Consider the following 14,313-nt stretch of genomic DNA (forward strand, 5'->3'; position numbering starts at 1 on the left):
ACCTAGTCATCACCGCCACCCGCCGGTTTGAGTTGGCGCATCGGGTCGCGGACCACTCTGTCGCGCAGCTCACGCGCCTGGCGCCGGCTTACCGGCAGCTCCACCGCGGGCGATGCGCCGTTGGCGCGCAAGCGCACGAGGACCGCACCGTCGGTGTTGCGCAGCCCCGTCACCAGCCGCAGCGCCACCAGGTAGGAGCGGTGTATCCGCTGGAAACCGTGATCGCGCCAGCGCGTCTCGAGGGTGCTCAGCGGTATGCGCACCAGGTGGGAGCCCGACGTCGAGTGCAGGCGGGCGTAGTCACCCTCGGCTTCGACCCAGCCGATGCTGTCCCGCGGCACCAGATGAGTGATACCGCCGAGTTCGGCGGGGATGACGTCGGAGTCCGGGACGGTGTCGGCGGGGGCTGCCGGTGCGGCGGGCGCCCTGGATGCGTCGGACTCGCCGGACCGCGTGGTGCACACCCGCCGCACCGCTTCATCGAGCCGGTTCTGACGGATCGGTTTGAGGACGTAGTCGACGGCGCCGACGTCGAAGGCGGCCACCGCCTTGTCGTCGTGGGCGGTCACGAAGACCACGGCGGGCCGGCTGGCGAAGTTGGCCAGCACCCCGGCGAGTTCGATGCCGGACAGGCCCGGCATGTTGATGTCGAGGAAGATCGCATCGATGGTGTGCTGGCTGAGTTCACGCAGTGCCGAGGTGGCGTCACCGGCGGTGCGGACCTCCTTGATGTCTGCGTGGCGGCCCAGGAGGTAGGCCAGCTCGTCGAGCGCGGGCGCTTCGTCGTCCACCGCGAGCACCGTCAGTGGCTTGGTGGTCATTCCTGACTCATTCCAGGGTCACTCCCAACGCGCCTGCGTCCGCCCGGACTCCGGATCGGAACTTGGGGACCCGCATGATCACCTTGGTTCCGGCCCCGATCGCGGTCTCGACCACCAGACCGTAATCGTTGCCGAAGGCAGCGCGCAGGCGATGGTCGACATTCGTCAGGCCGACATGGGCCGAACGTCCGGTTCCGGCGGGCAGCGCGTCACCCGTGCCCCGCCGCAGGGCGTCGGGATCCATGCCGACACCGTTGTCCTCGACGGTGATGACGCAATCGGTTCCTTCGTCGCGGGCGATGATCTCGACTGCGCCCCCGCCCTTTCCGGCCAGTCCGTGGCGTACGGCGTTCTCCACCAACGGCTGCAGCGCCAGGAACGGGACGACGACGTTGAGCACCTCCGGTGCGACCTGGAGCCGGACCTTGAGCGCGCTGCCGAAGCGGGCGCGCTCAAGGGTCAGATAGCGGTCGATGTTGCCGAGTTCGTCGGCCAGCGTCGTGAACTGGCCTGCGGCGCGGAACGAATAGCGGGTGAAGTCGGCGAACTCGAGGATCAGCTCGCGGGCGCGGTCGGGATCGGTGCGGACGAACGAGGCGATGGTGTTCAGTGCGTTGTAGATGAAGTGCGGGCTGATCTGCGCGCGCAGCGCGAGCACCTCGGCGCGGTCGAGGCGGGCGCGGGATGCGTCGAGGTCGGCGAGTTCGATCTGGCTGGCCGCGTAACCGGCCACCTCTCCCACCGCGCCGAGCATGCCCGGGCCGGGCGGCTGGGTGCTGACCACGACGAGGGCACCCAGCACGTCGCCACTCTCGGCGATCAGCGGCTGCGCGACGACGTCGCCGACCGTGGTGCTCTTGAGCAGTCGGCGTGCCCCGGTCATCGAATCGCGGGCTGTCCGGTCGGCGGCCTCGACCACGTCGCGGATCCAGATCGGGTCGTCGCGCGGATCGCGGGCGATGAGTTCGGCGTCGGCGTCGAACAGCGCGATACCTCGGGCACCGGTCAGGCTGCGCAGGAAAGGCGCAGCGGTCTCGGCAGATTCGGCGTCGAGACCTCGGCGAAGCGCGCGCGCCGCCTGCGATGCGGTGTGCAGCGCGGCATGCACCGCCCGCTCGGTCGGGGTGGCCACCACGCGGCGGGTCCGCACGACGACCACCGACGCGGCCACGACCGCGACAGTCAGCGCCGCCACCAGCGCCAGAGCGAGCTCGCCGGACATATCACCTCACCAGATTGGAGCCACCTTAAACTGGCTCCGAAGCCAGACTGCAGCTTGTCGAGGATCCGGTGGCCGATGCTCTGCTGGGAGCCGATCCGTTCGCACTGCTGGTCGGGAGGTTGCTCGACCAGCAGGTCTCGAGGAGACGGGTCAATTACTGAACCGGGCAGGCGTACTGCCTGGCTACGTCCATCACCCGATCCTGTGCTCCCGGGCCGATCACCCCTTGAGCGGCCAGTTCCCAGCCGATGTATCCAGGCAAGCCACCTACACATGCCTGGTGGGCAACGCGCCACGCAGTGTCAGGATTCAGGTTGTAGCCGTTGCGCGCGAGACCCTGAAGGTACTCATCGAAGGCAGGCGTGCCTTGGTCCGGTATCGCGTTCGCCGCTGGGGCCAAGGTCACGGCGGTGACCACCGCCGCGAGTAGAGGTGCAACCACACGTCTCACACTTCTTCGTCCTCCACGGCGACACCGGTTGTCGTGTACAACCTTCGCACAGTCTGTCAATGCAAGCCGTTGATTCGCCGCCCTACGAAGCAACTGGCAGTGCTTCGGGCACTTACTGACTCGTTTTGCAGGCTCTAAACTCGATCGGGTGCCTACGCTGCAGCTTGTCCAGGATCCGGCGGCCGATGCTCTGTTGGAGGCCAACCCGTTCGCACTGCTGGTCGGGATGATGCTTGATCAGCAGGTACCGATGGAAGTCGCGTTTGCCGGGCCGAAGAAGATCGCCGACCGCATCGGCGGCGTGGACGCGCGCGAAATCGCCGAGTACGACCCCGACCGCTTCGTCGAGCTGTGCTCGGAACGCCCTGCCGTACACCGGTTTCCGGGGTCGATGGCCAAGCGGATCCAGGATCTGGCTCAGGTGATCGTAGACCGCTACGACGGCGATGCGGCGGCGTTGTGGACCGACGGCGCCGACGGGGCCGAGGTGCTGCGGCGGCTGAAGGGATTGCCGGGGTTCGGCGATCAGAAGGCGCGGATCTTCCTGGCGCTGTTGGGTAAACAGTACGGTGTGACGCCCGCGGGCTGGCGTGAGGCCGCGGGCGACTACGGCACCGCCGGCACGCATATGTCGGTCGCGGATGTCACCGATGCGGCGTCGCTGCAGCAGGTGCGGTCGTACAAGAAGCTCCAGAAGCAGATGAAGGCGGCAGCGAAGGCGAAGGCCTGAGCCATGGTCGTGCCCCCGCGCTTGGATTCAGGCGACCACGACCGTCATGTAGATCTCGGCGCGGGAAGCGCTATTCGAAGGGTTCGCCGTCGAATCGCTCGCGGGTGGCGATCTCGGCGACGCTGTTGCGCTTGAGCTTGGTCAGCTGGCGAACCGGCGCACCCATCGGCAGCACCGCCGCGATCGCATGGTCCTCCGGAAGGCCAAGCAGCTGCCTGACCCGGGGTTCCTCGGCCACCACCATCGTGGTCAGGACGCCGCCGAAGCCCTCGTTGCGCGCCGCGAGCAGGATGTTCCAGACAAAGGGGTACACCGACGCGCCCGCGACCACGCCGATCCGGTCGAGGTCCTGGTCGATCGCCGCGACCACCCCGAGGTCGACGCACACCACCAACACGACCGATGCGTCGAGCAGCGGAGCCGTCATCGCGTGCGGGACCTCGGTGACCGCGATGTCGTCGGAGGACAACGGGGTGGGATGCAGCGGATTCCACGGGTTCTCGCCGTTGCGGCGCTGGGCGATGTAGCGGCGCGCCCCCGGGATCGTCAGCTGCGCCAAAGCTTCCCGGGTCGAACGCTCCCGGACGACGATGACTCGGGTGCCCTGCCGGTTTCCGCCGCTTGGGGCGAACCGTGCGTTGTCGAGAATACGGGCCAGCACCTCATCGGTCAGCGGCTCGTCGGTGAACTCGCGCACCGCCGCTGTGGTGCGCATGACGTCGTAGAGGTCCATGGGGTCATCATGCCGAGGCGGTGGCCGGGTCCCGCTGTGGGATGGTGAACTGATGAAGACACACCTGAACTGCCCGTGCGGCGAGTCGATCATCGGCAGCGACGAAGACGATCTCGTCGAGAAGGTGCAGGCGCACCTTTCCGAGGCACATCCCGGCCGGGAGTACGACCGCGACGCCATCCTCTTCATGGCCTACTGAGGTAGCCGCGATCGTGACGGAACCTCACATCACGGCCTTCGCCGGACGTTCGCCGCGGCTCAGCGGCTCCGCCTGGGTGGCGCCCGGCGCGAGCGTGATCGGCGACGTCGAGCTCGGCGACGAGGCGAGCGTCTGGTACGGCGCGGTTGTCCGCGCGGACTGCGAGGCGATCACGATCGGTGCGGGAACCAATCTGCAGGACAACGTCTCGGCCCATGCGGACCCCGGCTTCGCGCTCAACGTCGGGCGCGGCGTCAGCGTCGGACACAACGCGGTGCTGCACGGCTGCACGATCGGCGACGACAGCCTTGTCGGGATGGGCGCGGTCGTGCTCAACGGGTCGCGGATCGGAGCCCGTTGCCTGATCGCCGCGGGGGCGGTCGTCTTGGAGGGCACGATTGTGCCGGACGGCTCTCTGGTGGCCGGGGTCCCCGCGAAGGTGCGCAGACCGCTCACCGCGGACGAGATCACCAAGATCGCGAACAACGCCGACGGGTATCGCGCGCTGGCCAGGGAGCACGCGGCCGGCGCCTGAACGCGGCGAAATAGAAGCCAGCGAAAAAAGCCATGGTCGTCAACAGCTTGAGTTGACGACCATGGCTTCTCGCTCGGCGGTCGGGTGGGCCGTCAGGGCACCACCGTCGAGCCGATCGTCGGCATGAACTGGCACTGCTTCTCGGTCGTCGTGACCTGACCGAAGATCGTCGAGATGATGCTGCCCGAACCGGTGTCGGTGATCGCGGTCAGCGTCGTCGGCCCCTGCGGGTTGATGTCCGCCTGCGGCTTGAGCGTGGCGCTTCCCGACTTTCCGGTGGTCAGATTCACCCACGTCACGTTGAGCGGCAGCCGCTGTTCGGCTGCGGGTCCCGGCGTGCCGATCGCGGTGAACACGTAGGCCGTCTGACCCGGGCCCGGCCCCGGGGTCGGGATCTTGGCGGGCCCCGCCACCGAGATCGCGGTCGCGAGGACGTTTCCGCCGTCGGCCAGGCACCCATTGCTGATGGACGGGTACATGAAGTCCTGCGTGGGGGGACTGTCGGGGCTGAACGCCGGCGCAGCCGGCGCACCCGGTGCGGGCGCCGGTGCCGAATGGGCGGCGGGGACGGCGCCAGGCAGCGGCGCGGGCGCCGCATCGGGCAGCAGCGGCGCAGGCACATCCGCCAGCGGTGCGGCCTCGGGCGCCGGTCCGACCGCGTTCGCCGGGTCGACGCCCGCGGGCAGGTGCGCCTCGGTGGCCGGGACCGCACCGGGAGCAGGCACATGCTCGGGAGCGGCCAACACCGGCTGCGCGACGAACTGATTCACCGCCGACGCCACATTGCGCGAATCGGTCGGTGCCGACGAATTACCGGTGAACGCCGCCGCTGCCGCCATCAGCATCGACGCGGCATTCGACGGGTCTGCCGCCGCCTGCTCGATGACCGGACCGAGGCTCTGCACCGCTGACAGCCCGGGTGCCTGCAGGGCATCGATCGGCAGCGGTGAAACGGGGTCGGCGTTCGCTACGCCGGCTCCCAGCAGCAACGCGGCCGATGTGCCGACTGAGACGACGGCGGCCAACAGCGTTCTTGACGGTGACATGGGTGCTCCCAGTGCGTTCGGTGGTGTGCAGCGAAATGTCAGGGCAGGGCCGAGGTCGGGAACATCAACGGGGAGAGCATGTTCGGAACCGGGGCCGGCGCGGTGACACCCGGCAGCGGCGGTGCCGGGATAGCAGGTGCGGCGACGGGCGCTGCGGGCACCGGGGCAGCTGCGGGCACCGGGACACCTGCGGGCGCCAGCGACGCCAGATCACCAGGGAACGACACCGTTTGCGGCAGCGGAACCGGCAGGAACGGCACCTGCGGCACGTTGACCTCTCCCGACGGGATCAGCGATCCGGGACCTGCGGCAGCCGGTGTGGCCGGCGGCGTGACGGCGGGTGCCGCGACCGTCTGGGGCACCACGGCAGGTGGCTGCGGCAGTGTGACCGTCGCGCTCGCGCCCGGCGCAGGCGCTGGCGCTACCGGGGCGGCCGACTGCGTGTTGGTCAGCACCGATGCCACGCTCTGCAGCAGCTGCGGGGCGAGGGCAGGCACGGACGCCAGCTGGTCGAGGAAGGGCACGGCAGGTAGAGCGGGCGCAGGGGGCGGCGGGGCGGGCTGGGCGGAAGCCGTCGCACTCAGCCCCAACGCGACCGGCACCGCCGCCGTAGCGGCGAACATGCTGGTGGCAAGCATTTTCCTGGTGAATCTCATCTCACTCCCAATCGGTTGAGGGCACGCCTTCGCCCGAAGTTATCGAGTTACTGGTGTTACTCAAGTGACACGTGTGGCGTTTATGGAACCGTTACGGGAGCGAAGGGAGATGGTGACCGCTCGATAGAGTCGGACGGATAGAAGCCACCGCCGCACCCTCCACCGCCGCCGCGCGACTGTCCGCGGCCGCGCCGATCCTCCTGGCGCTCAGCATGGCCGCCCGGTTGATGTGGGCGTACCTGACGCCCAACGGCGCCAACTTCGTCGATCTGCACGTGTACGTCGGCGGCGCGGGCACACTGGGCCAGTCCGGCGGCCAGTCCGGCGCGCTCTATGACTACGTGTACGCCGACCTCACGCCCGATTTTCCGCTGCCCTTCACCTACCCGCCGTTCGCCGCCGTGGTCTTCTACCCGCTGCACTTCGTCCCGTTCGGCGTGCTGGCGCTCGTCTGGCAGCTCGGCATCGTGGTGGCGCTGTACGGCGTGGTCCGGATCAGCCTGCGGCTGCTGCGCGGAGACACCCCGGGGGACCGGCGGGTCGCGATGGCGTGGACGGCGGTGGGCATCTGGCTCGAACCGGTGCGCAGCAACTTCGACTACGGCCAGATCAACGTGCTGCTGGTGCTCGCGGTGCTCTGCGCCGTCTACAGCACGCGCTGGTGGCTCTCCGGGCTGCTGGTCGGCCTCGCGGCGGGTATCAAACTCACCCCCGCCGTCGCGGGGCTGTACTTCGTCGGTGTCCGCCGGTGGGGTGCCGCGCTGTTCTCGGCGGTCGTCTTCGCCGGGACCATCGCCGTTTCGGCACTCGCCGTGGGCGGGGAGACCCGGCGCTACTTCCTCGAACTGCTCGGCGACGCCGACCGCGTCGGACCGATCGGGACGTCGTTCAACCAGTCCTGGCGCGGCGGCATCTCCCGGATACTCGGGTACGACGCGGGCTACGGCCCCATCGTGCTCGTCGCGATCGCCCTCAGCGCGGCGCTGGCGCTCCTCGCGTGGCGCGCGATCGACGTCGACGTGGACCGGCTGGGCGCGATACTCGTCGTCGAACTTTTCGGGCTACTGCTGTCGCCGATCTCGTGGACCCACCACTGGGCGTGGGTGGTGCCGCTGATCATCTGGCTGCTCCAGGGACCGCTCCGCGAACGCACGGGGGCGCGGGTCCTGGGCTGGGGCTGGCTGGCGTTGACCCTGATCGGCCCGCCGTGGCTGCTCGGCTTCGCCCAGCCGGACATCTGGCAGATCAGCCGCCCGTGGTATCTGGCCTGGGCCGGTCTGGTCTACATCGTCGCGACGGTGGCGACGTTGGGCTGGACCGCGGCTACCCGCCGGGGTGCAGGATCCCGTCGATGTCGTGTGCCATCGCCACGTCCTTGTCGGTGATCCCGCCCGCCGAATGCGTTACCAACGCGAAAGTAACTGTGCGCCAACGGATGTCGATGTCGGGATGGTGATCCTTCTGCTCGGCGCGGTCGGCCACGCGTCGCACCGCGTCGATGCCGTCGAGGAAGGATCCGAAGGTGACCGATCTGCGAAGGGCGCCGTGCGAGCGTTCCCATCCGTCGAGTCCGGGTAGTGCGGCGTCCACTTCGTCGTCTGTCAAGACAGCCATATCCCGACGGTATACCGTCGCGGGCAGTGCAGAACCGGATGCGGAACCAGATTGTGGTTGCGGGTGCCCTGATATCGGGTTCGCGGCTGCTCGTCGCCCAGCGTGACCGCCCGCCGGAACTGGCCGGACTGTGGGAGCTTCCCGGCGGAAAGGTGTCGCCGGGGGAGGACGACGCCGCCGCACTGGTGCGCGAGTTGCGCGAGGAACTCGGTGTCCACGTCGTGGTCGGGCCGCGGCTCGGTGTCGACATCGTCGTCGGGGCGCGGCTCGGCCCGACGATCACCCTGCGCGCCTACCTCGTCACCGGCATTGATGGCGTACCGCGACCGCACGACCACCGGGCGCTGCGGTGGGTGGGCACCGACGAACTCGACGAACTGCCCTGGGTGCCCGCCGACCGGGCCTGGGTGAATGACCTCGCCGCGGCGATGCGACCGGCGTCAGGCCCCGATGTGTGACCGGTCATGGCGCAGATAGCGATAGCCGCGCCTCACCGGCGCGGCCGTCGACGTTGCGGGTTCAGTACCGCAACTGGTCGGCCACCACGCGGATCTGGTGCGGGTGGTGGGCCGAATAGATCGGATGCATGATCGCCGGATGGCGGCAGTGAGCGCACGACGGCTGGGGCTGGTTGACCCCTGAGAACGTGAGGTGATGGCATGCCATGCACCGCACCACGTGGGCGGCGTTGATCCAGTTCATCATCCCCACGTAGATCGCCGTGACGGTCGCCGCGGCCAAGATGAAGATCAGGCCGACCGTGAGAATCTCGTACACCGTCATGTCGACACCTCCAAGGACGCGTAGTCATCATCCTGACGGTGATTCCACGGTACGCCGCATGGGCTGCCAAGCAGGTCCGATCTGCCGGACTGCGCTGGAGCGCCCGCCCAGAAAACATCTAGACCTTGCGCGCGCGTTTGAACACCTTCTCCAGCTCCTTGCCGCGCAGGCCCATCAGCTCGGCCTTGTGCACCTTGTGCAGCACCAGCGGGCAGCGCTTGCAGCGCGGCTTGCTGCGGCAACACTTCTTCTTGGGCTTCAGGTCGGCGAACTTGGTGGATTTCAAGTGACGGGCATCTCTCGTTTTCGTGATCGGCGCTTCACACTGCGACAATCACCGGCGTGACTGCACGCCCCGACTTCCGCAACGTCGCCATTGTGGCCCACGTCGATCATGGCAAGACCACCCTGGTCGACGCGATGCTCAGGCAGTCGGGCGCACTGAGCCATCGCGGTGACGACGCGATCGAACGCCTGATGGACTCCGGTGACCTGGAGAAGGAAAAGGGCATCACCATCCTGGCGAAGAACACCGCCGTGCACCGGCACCACCCCGACGGCACCATGACCGTCATCAACGTCATCGACACCCCGGGGCACGCCGACTTCGGTGGCGAGGTCGAACGCGGCCTGTCCATGGTCGACGGCGTACTGCTGCTGGTCGACGCGTCCGAGGGGCCGTTGCCCCAGACCCGGTTCGTGCTGCGCAAGGCGCTGTCGGCGCATCTGCCGGTGATCCTCGTCGTGAACAAGACCGACCGTCCCGACGCCCGCATCGCCGAGGTCGTCGAGGAGAGCCACGACCTGCTGCTCGACGTGGCCTCAGACCTGGACGACGAGGCGCAGGCCGCCGCGGAGAAGGCGCTGGACCTGCCGACGCTGTATGCATCGGGCCGGGCCGGCATCGCCAGCACTGTCGAACCCGCCAACGGTGAGAATCCCGCGGGGGACAACCTCGACCCGCTGTTCGACGTTCTGCTCGAGCACATCCCGCCGCCGCAGGGTGACCCGGAAGCCCCGCTGCAGGCGCTCGTCACCAACCTCGACGCGTCGGCGTTCCTGGGCCGGCTGGCGCTGATCCGGATCTACAAGGGCCGCATCAAAAAGGGGCAGCAGGTCGCCTGGATGCGCGACGTGGAAGGCCATCCGGTGATCACGACCGCGAAGATCACCGAACTGCTGGTCACCGAGGGCGTCGAGAGGACGCCGACGGACGAGGCGTTCGCCGGCGATATCGTCGCCGTCGCGGGCATACCGGAGATCATGATCGGCGACACCCTCGCCGACCCCGACCATGCGCACGCGCTGCCGCGCATCACCGTCGACGAGCCCGCCATCTCGGTCACGGTCGGCACCAACACCTCGCCGCTGGCGGGCAAGGTGTCCGGCCACAAACTCACCGCGCGAATGGTCAAGAACCGCTTGGATTCCGAACTGGTCGGCAACGTGTCGATCAAGGTCGTCGACATCGGCCGCCCGGACGCGTGGGAGGTGCAGGGCCGCGGGGAGCTGGCGCTCGCGGTGCTCGTCGAACAGATGCGCCGCGAGGGCTTCGAGCTCACGGTCGGCAAGCCGCAGGTGGTCACCCGCACCGTCGACGGCAAGCTGCACGAGCCGTTCGAGGCCATGACGATCGACTGTCCCGAGGAGTTCGTCGGCGCCATCACCCAGCTGATGGCCGCACGCAAGGGCCGCATGGAAGAGATGACGAACCACGCCGCCGGATGGGTGCGGATGGACTTCATCGTGCCCAGCCGCGGCCTGATCGGTTTCCGCACCGACTTCCTCACCGAAACCCGCGGCACGGGCATCGCCAACGCCGTGTTCGACGGCTACCGCCCCTGGGCGGGTGAGATCCGCGCCCGGCACACCGGCTCGCTGGTCTCCGACCGCAGCGGCCAGATCACGCCGTTCGCGATGATCCAGCTCGCCGACCGCGGCCAGTTCTTCGTCGAACCCGGCCAGGACACCTACGAGGGCCAGGTCGTGGGGATCAACCCGCGGGCCGAGGATCTCGACATCAACATCACCCGCGAGAAGAAGCTCACCAACATGCGCTCCTCGACGGCCGACGTGATCGAGACGCTGGCCCGGCCGCTCGAACTCGACCTCGAGCAGGCCATGGAGTTCTGCGCGGCCGACGAGTGCGTCGAGGTCACCCCCGAGATCGTGCGGGTGCGCAAGGTGGAACTCGACGCCACCAGCCGGGCCAGGGCCCGCTCACGGGCCAAGGCTCGCGGCTGAGCCCTCACGCGAACCAACGCCCCGGGCGGCGCGCACGCTGCATGATCCCGGCGACAGCGCGCCGGGTCGATACCCTGAGACGCGTGCCGATTCGCCCGAGGTCCTTCCCCGGACGCTCCCGCGTCGCCATCGGTGCCCTGATCGCCGTGCCGCTGCTCGCCCTTGGCGGCTGCACGGTCGACCCGCCGCCTGCACCGCAGAGCGAAGAGACCACCGAGACCAGCCCTCCGCCGCCGGCCAAGGCGACGCAGATCATCATGGCCATCGACGCGATCGGGCCCGGCTTCAACCCGCACATGCTCTCCGACCAGTCGCCCGTGAATGCCGCGATGGCCGCGCTGGTCCTGCCGAGTTCGTTTCGGCCCGTTCCCGACCCGAACACCCCGACCGGGTCGAGATGGGAGCTGGACACCACGCTGCTGGAATCGGCCGAGGTGACCAGCCAGGATCCGTACACCGTGACGTACAAGATCCGCCCAGAGGCGCAATGGACGGACAACGCGCCCATCGCAGCCGACGACTACTGGTACATGTGGCGGCAGATGGTCAGCCAGCCCGGAGTGGTCGATCCCGCCGGCTACGACCTAGTCACCGGGGTGCAGTCGCTGGAGGGCGGCAAGCAGGCGGTGGTCACCTTCTCGCAGCCATACCCGGCATGGCGCGAACTGTTCAACAACATCGTGCCCGCGCACATCGTGAAGGACATTCCCGGCGGATTCGTGGCCGGGCTGGCCCGGGCGATGCCGGTCACCGGCGGGCAGTTCCGGGTGGAGAGCATCGACCCGCAACGCGACGAGATCCTGTTGGCCCGCAACGACCGGTTCTGGAGCCAGCCCGCCCAACCCGATCTGGTGCTGTTCCGCCGCGCCGGCACACCCGCCGCACTCGCCGACTCCATCCGCAACGGTGACACCCAGGTCGCCCAGGTTCACGGCGGAGCCGCTACCTTCGCCCAGCTCAGCGCCATACCCGACGTGCGGACCGCCAGGATCGTCACGCCACGGGTGATGCAGCTGACGCTGCGCGCACAGGAGCCGAAGCTGGCGGACAACCAGGTGCGCAAGGCGATCCTCGGGCTTCTCGACGTGGACCTGCTGGCGTCGGTGGGCGCCGGTGATGACAACACCGTCACCCTCGCCCAGGCGCAGGTGCGCTCGCCATCGGACCCGGGCTATGTGCCGACCGCACCGCCCGCAATGACCACCCAGGCGGCGTTGCGCCTGCTCGCCGAGTCCGGATATCAGGTCGAACCGGTCTCCAACCCGGCACCACCCGTGCCGGGAACCCCAGTGCCCGACAGCAGCCGCGGCCGAATCACCAAGGACGGTGTTCCGCTGTCGCTGGTGATCGGTGTCGCCGCCAACGACCCGACCTCGGTCGCCGTCGCCAACACGGCCGCCGACCAGCTGCGCAACGTCGGCATCGAGGCATCGGTGCTGGCGCTGGATCCGGTGGCGCTGTTCGGCGACGCCCTGCTCAACAACCGGGTGGACGCCGTCGTCGGCTGGCGTCAGGCCGGCGGTGACCTGGCCACCGTGCTGGCATCGCGTTACGGCTGCCCGGCGCTGGACGCCACCCCGGTCTCGACCGCGCCCGTGCCTGCGCCGCAGCAGCCCCCGGCTCCCACCCCGGCGCCGCCGCCGCCCCCGCCCTCCACACCGACCGCGCCCGTCGCGGCACCGGAGCTCGGCGAGCTGGTCCAGGCGCCCAGCAACATCACCGGCGTGTGCGACCGCAGCATCCAGCCGAGGATCGACGCCGCGCTGGACGGCAGCCAGGACGTCGCTGACGTGATCGACGCCGTCGAGCCGCGGCTGTGGGATATGGCGACGGTGCTGCCGATACTGCAGGACACCACCATCGTCGCGACGGGGCCAAGCGTTCAGAACGTCGGCCTGACCGGCGCGGTGCCGGTCGGCATCGTCGGTGACGCGGGCAACTGGGTGAAGACGCCCCAGTAGCAGTCCGGTCACCCATCGCGGTTGCGCACCCGATGTTCGTGAAACAGCCGCAGCGCGTGGGCGGCCGCCGCCGCGGCGAGGAAGGGTGCGAACAACCACCACGGCGGCCGTGCCAGCTCCCACACGAAGACCGCGGCCCACACGGGAGCCCGCTGCGTGACCGCCAGCACGCCGGCGGCGCAGGTCAGCGAGACGGCCGGCACGTTCACCGAGGCGGAGGTCCAGGTGTTGACCCCCAGTGCGATCGCGGTGCCCAGCGCGGCCCCGGTGGCCAGCGACGGGGTCAGCATGCCGCCGATCGCACCCGCGCGCAGATAGACCGCCGTCAGGATCGGCTTGAGAGCCAGCAGGATCACCGCGGCGCCCAGCGTCAGGCCGCTGTTGAGGGTGACGGTCAAGATGCTCTTGCCGTTGCCGGGCAGCTCCGGCCACCATGCCGAGCAGATGCCGATCAGCAAGCCGGCGCAGGCGATCGCGGGGACCAGCGTCCAGGACGCGATGGGTGTCGCGGGCCGAGCGGCGTCCATCAGGCGGTTGAATCCCATGCCCACCGCGTACGCGATCACCCCGAGCAGCACACCGGCAAGCGTGAGGAAGTAGGACAGCTGCGGGTCGGGCCAGTGCAGCGGGGTTCTCTCATGGGTCACCGGCGATGCCACCGTGACCGCGAGGCTCGAGGTGATCAGCGCGGTGCCGACGACGCGGGGATGCCAACTCCTCAGCACGATCTGGACGGCGAACAGCGCGCCGCCGACCGGCACGGCGTACACCGCGGCGAGGCCCGCTCCCGCAGCACAGCCGAGCAGGATCTCGCGGTCCCTCGCCGTCAGCGACCAGCGTGAGGTGCCGAGGTCACCGACCGCGACGGCGAGCTGGCGGGGGGCGCCCTCGCGGCCGAGCGACGCCCCCGAACCGACCACCAGCACCTGCAGCGCCGCGTCGATGGACAGCGGCAGCCGTCGCACGCGGCCGCTCGCGATGGTCGCCGTCAGCGTGGGGATCTCGGTGTGCCGCCGCAAGGCCCACCAGCCGAGCCCGGCGAGGGCGCCGCCGATCATCGGGCCCAGCGCGCGCCGGACCGGGCTGGCGTCGGTGACGCCCGCCAGCAGGTCCCCGAAGGTGTAGTGGTAGGTGAGGTGTTCGACGGCGTGCAGCAGCAGCGTGGTGGCGACTCCGGCCAGACCCGCGAGCAGACCGATGACGATGATCGCGCAGCCGAACTCGATGGTGCGCCGACTCACGAACAGAATGTATGCGAGCCGGGGCCGGCTGCGTGGGGTGGGACGGCGCCGCGTCGCGGGCGATCCAGGCGGTAGGG

At 69.2% G+C, this 14,313-nt stretch carries 17 protein-coding genes and 1 pseudogene; 8 read left to right on the forward strand and 10 right to left on the reverse strand.

Features of this window, described 5'->3' with window-relative positions:
• Window positions 1-2 precede the first annotated feature (2 nt).
• On the reverse strand, window positions 3-821 hold the full coding sequence (locus ADBZ6K_RS11555) for a LytR/AlgR family response regulator transcription factor (protein WP_526346637.1): 819 nt from the start codon (window positions 819-821) through the stop codon (window positions 3-5).
• A 7-nt stretch (window positions 822-828) separates the two neighbouring features.
• Window positions 829-2,043, reverse strand: a complete 1,215-nt coding sequence (locus tag ADBZ6K_RS11560) for a sensor histidine kinase (protein WP_526346639.1) — start codon at window positions 2,041-2,043, stop codon at window positions 829-831.
• A gap of 47 nt (window positions 2,044-2,090) precedes the next feature.
• On the opposite strand from ADBZ6K_RS11560, the pseudogene ADBZ6K_RS11565 reads away from it, so the two are divergent.
• Window positions 2,091-2,180, forward strand: a pseudogene (locus tag ADBZ6K_RS11565) (HhH-GPD-type base excision DNA repair protein); the annotation flags it as partial.
• Window positions 2,181-2,197: 17 nt separating this feature from the next.
• Here the strand turns inward: ADBZ6K_RS11565 and ADBZ6K_RS11570 are convergent.
• A complete protein-coding gene (locus tag ADBZ6K_RS11570; protein ID WP_526346641.1) occupies window positions 2,198-2,494 on the reverse strand; it encodes a DUF732 domain-containing protein in 297 nt (98 codons plus the stop codon).
• Between the two features lie 148 nt (window positions 2,495-2,642).
• On the opposite strand from ADBZ6K_RS11570, the gene ADBZ6K_RS11575 reads away from it, so the two are divergent.
• Window positions 2,643-3,224, forward strand: a complete 582-nt coding sequence (locus ADBZ6K_RS11575; RefSeq protein WP_526346643.1) for an HhH-GPD-type base excision DNA repair protein — start codon at window positions 2,643-2,645, stop codon at window positions 3,222-3,224.
• A gap of 70 nt (window positions 3,225-3,294) precedes the next feature.
• On the opposite strand, the gene ADBZ6K_RS11580 is transcribed toward ADBZ6K_RS11575, so the two are convergent.
• Window positions 3,295-3,957, reverse strand: coding sequence for a nitroreductase family protein (locus tag ADBZ6K_RS11580; RefSeq protein ID WP_526346645.1), 663 nt, complete (start codon window positions 3,955-3,957; stop codon window positions 3,295-3,297).
• 52 nt (window positions 3,958-4,009) lie between these two features.
• Between ADBZ6K_RS11580 and ADBZ6K_RS11585 the strand changes: the two genes are divergently transcribed.
• Both ADBZ6K_RS11585 and ADBZ6K_RS11590 read left to right on the forward strand, forming a co-directional pair.
• Window positions 4,010-4,156, forward strand: a complete 147-nt coding sequence (locus tag ADBZ6K_RS11585) for a DUF1059 domain-containing protein (RefSeq protein ID WP_526346647.1) — start codon at window positions 4,010-4,012, stop codon at window positions 4,154-4,156.
• 13 nt (window positions 4,157-4,169) lie between these two features.
• Entirely contained in the window at window positions 4,170-4,691 is a 522-nt protein-coding gene (locus ADBZ6K_RS11590) for a gamma carbonic anhydrase family protein (protein ID WP_526346649.1), read from the forward strand.
• 92 nt (window positions 4,692-4,783) lie between these two features.
• On the opposite strand, the gene ADBZ6K_RS11595 is transcribed toward ADBZ6K_RS11590, so the two are convergent.
• Both ADBZ6K_RS11595 and ADBZ6K_RS11600 read right to left on the reverse strand, forming a co-directional pair.
• On the reverse strand, window positions 4,784-5,737 hold the full coding sequence (locus ADBZ6K_RS11595; RefSeq protein ID WP_526346651.1) for an Rv1157c family protein: 954 nt from the start codon (window positions 5,735-5,737) through the stop codon (window positions 4,784-4,786).
• A 38-nt stretch (window positions 5,738-5,775) separates the two neighbouring features.
• Entirely contained in the window at window positions 5,776-6,393 is a 618-nt protein-coding gene (locus ADBZ6K_RS11600) for a hypothetical protein (RefSeq protein WP_526346653.1), read from the reverse strand.
• 212 nt (window positions 6,394-6,605) lie between these two features.
• Here ADBZ6K_RS11600 and ADBZ6K_RS11605 point away from each other — a divergent pair, with 212 nt between their 5' ends.
• Entirely contained in the window at window positions 6,606-7,778 is a 1,173-nt protein-coding gene (locus ADBZ6K_RS11605) for a mannosyltransferase (RefSeq protein ID WP_526346655.1), read from the forward strand.
• Here the strand turns inward: ADBZ6K_RS11605 and ADBZ6K_RS11610 are convergent.
• A complete protein-coding gene (locus ADBZ6K_RS11610; RefSeq protein ID WP_526346657.1) occupies window positions 7,717-8,007 on the reverse strand; it encodes a 4a-hydroxytetrahydrobiopterin dehydratase in 291 nt (96 codons plus the stop codon). The two genes, ADBZ6K_RS11605 and ADBZ6K_RS11610, sit on opposite strands and share 62 nt — an antisense overlap.
• Window positions 8,008-8,045: 38 nt before the next feature.
• Between ADBZ6K_RS11610 and ADBZ6K_RS11615 the strand changes: the two genes are divergently transcribed.
• A complete protein-coding gene (locus ADBZ6K_RS11615; protein ID WP_526346659.1) occupies window positions 8,046-8,465 on the forward strand; it encodes a (deoxy)nucleoside triphosphate pyrophosphohydrolase in 420 nt (139 codons plus the stop codon).
• Between the two features lie 61 nt (window positions 8,466-8,526).
• Here the strand turns inward: ADBZ6K_RS11615 and ADBZ6K_RS11620 are convergent, their stop codons facing one another.
• Window positions 8,527-8,790 (reverse strand): hypothetical protein, encoded by a 264-nt coding sequence (locus tag ADBZ6K_RS11620; protein WP_526346661.1) that lies wholly within the window; start codon window positions 8,788-8,790, stop codon window positions 8,527-8,529.
• 118 nt (window positions 8,791-8,908) lie between these two features.
• Complete coding sequence (locus ADBZ6K_RS11625; RefSeq protein WP_526346663.1) at window positions 8,909-9,076, reverse strand: hypothetical protein; 168 nt, start codon at window positions 9,074-9,076, stop codon at window positions 8,909-8,911.
• A 56-nt stretch (window positions 9,077-9,132) separates the two neighbouring features.
• On the opposite strand from ADBZ6K_RS11625, the gene typA reads away from it, so the two are divergent.
• The gene (typA, locus tag ADBZ6K_RS11630; protein WP_526346665.1) at window positions 9,133-11,034 is read left to right on the forward strand and encodes a translational GTPase TypA; all 1,902 of its coding nucleotides are present in this window, start codon (window positions 9,133-9,135) and stop codon (window positions 11,032-11,034) included.
• 41 nt (window positions 11,035-11,075) lie between these two features.
• A complete protein-coding gene (locus tag ADBZ6K_RS11635) occupies window positions 11,076-12,995 on the forward strand; it encodes an ABC transporter family substrate-binding protein (protein WP_526346667.1) in 1,920 nt (639 codons plus the stop codon).
• Between the two features lie 8 nt (window positions 12,996-13,003).
• Here ADBZ6K_RS11635 and ADBZ6K_RS11640 read toward each other — a convergent pair whose 3' ends face one another.
• Window positions 13,004-14,236, reverse strand: a complete 1,233-nt coding sequence (locus ADBZ6K_RS11640) for a chloride channel protein (protein WP_526346669.1) — start codon at window positions 14,234-14,236, stop codon at window positions 13,004-13,006.
• Between the last annotated feature and the right edge of the window lie 77 nt (window positions 14,237-14,313).

It is taken from the genome of Mycobacterium sp. (assembly GCF_044223235.1).
In the GTDB taxonomy this organism is placed as follows: domain Bacteria; phylum Actinomycetota; class Actinomycetes; order Mycobacteriales; family Mycobacteriaceae; genus Mycobacterium.

Excerpts from the sequence above, each read along its gene's own strand:
- ADBZ6K_RS11555 (WP_526346637.1), bottom strand. The coding sequence starts at position 821 with ATGACCACCAAGCCACTGACGGTGCTCGCGGTGGACGACGAAGCGCCC.
- ADBZ6K_RS11560 (WP_526346639.1), bottom strand. The coding sequence starts at position 2,043 with ATGTCCGGCGAGCTCGCTCTGGCGCTGGTGGCGGCGCTGACTGTCGCG.
- ADBZ6K_RS11580 (WP_526346645.1), bottom strand. The coding sequence starts at position 3,957 with ATGGACCTCTACGACGTCATGCGCACCACAGCGGCGGTGCGCGAGTTC.
- ADBZ6K_RS11585 (WP_526346647.1), top strand. The coding sequence starts at position 4,010 with ATGAAGACACACCTGAACTGCCCGTGCGGCGAGTCGATCATCGGCAGC.
- ADBZ6K_RS11595 (WP_526346651.1), bottom strand. The coding sequence starts at position 5,737 with ATGTCACCGTCAAGAACGCTGTTGGCCGCCGTCGTCTCAGTCGGCACA.
- ADBZ6K_RS11600 (WP_526346653.1), bottom strand. The coding sequence starts at position 6,393 with ATGAGATTCACCAGGAAAATGCTTGCCACCAGCATGTTCGCCGCTACG.
- ADBZ6K_RS11605 (WP_526346655.1), top strand. The coding sequence starts at position 6,606 with ATGGCCGCCCGGTTGATGTGGGCGTACCTGACGCCCAACGGCGCCAAC.
- ADBZ6K_RS11610 (WP_526346657.1), bottom strand. The coding sequence starts at position 8,007 with ATGGCTGTCTTGACAGACGACGAAGTGGACGCCGCACTACCCGGACTC.
- ADBZ6K_RS11615 (WP_526346659.1), top strand. The coding sequence starts at position 8,046 with ATGCGGAACCAGATTGTGGTTGCGGGTGCCCTGATATCGGGTTCGCGG.
- ADBZ6K_RS11620 (WP_526346661.1), bottom strand. The coding sequence starts at position 8,790 with ATGACGGTGTACGAGATTCTCACGGTCGGCCTGATCTTCATCTTGGCC.
- ADBZ6K_RS11635 (WP_526346667.1), top strand. The coding sequence starts at position 11,076 with ATGATCCCGGCGACAGCGCGCCGGGTCGATACCCTGAGACGCGTGCCG.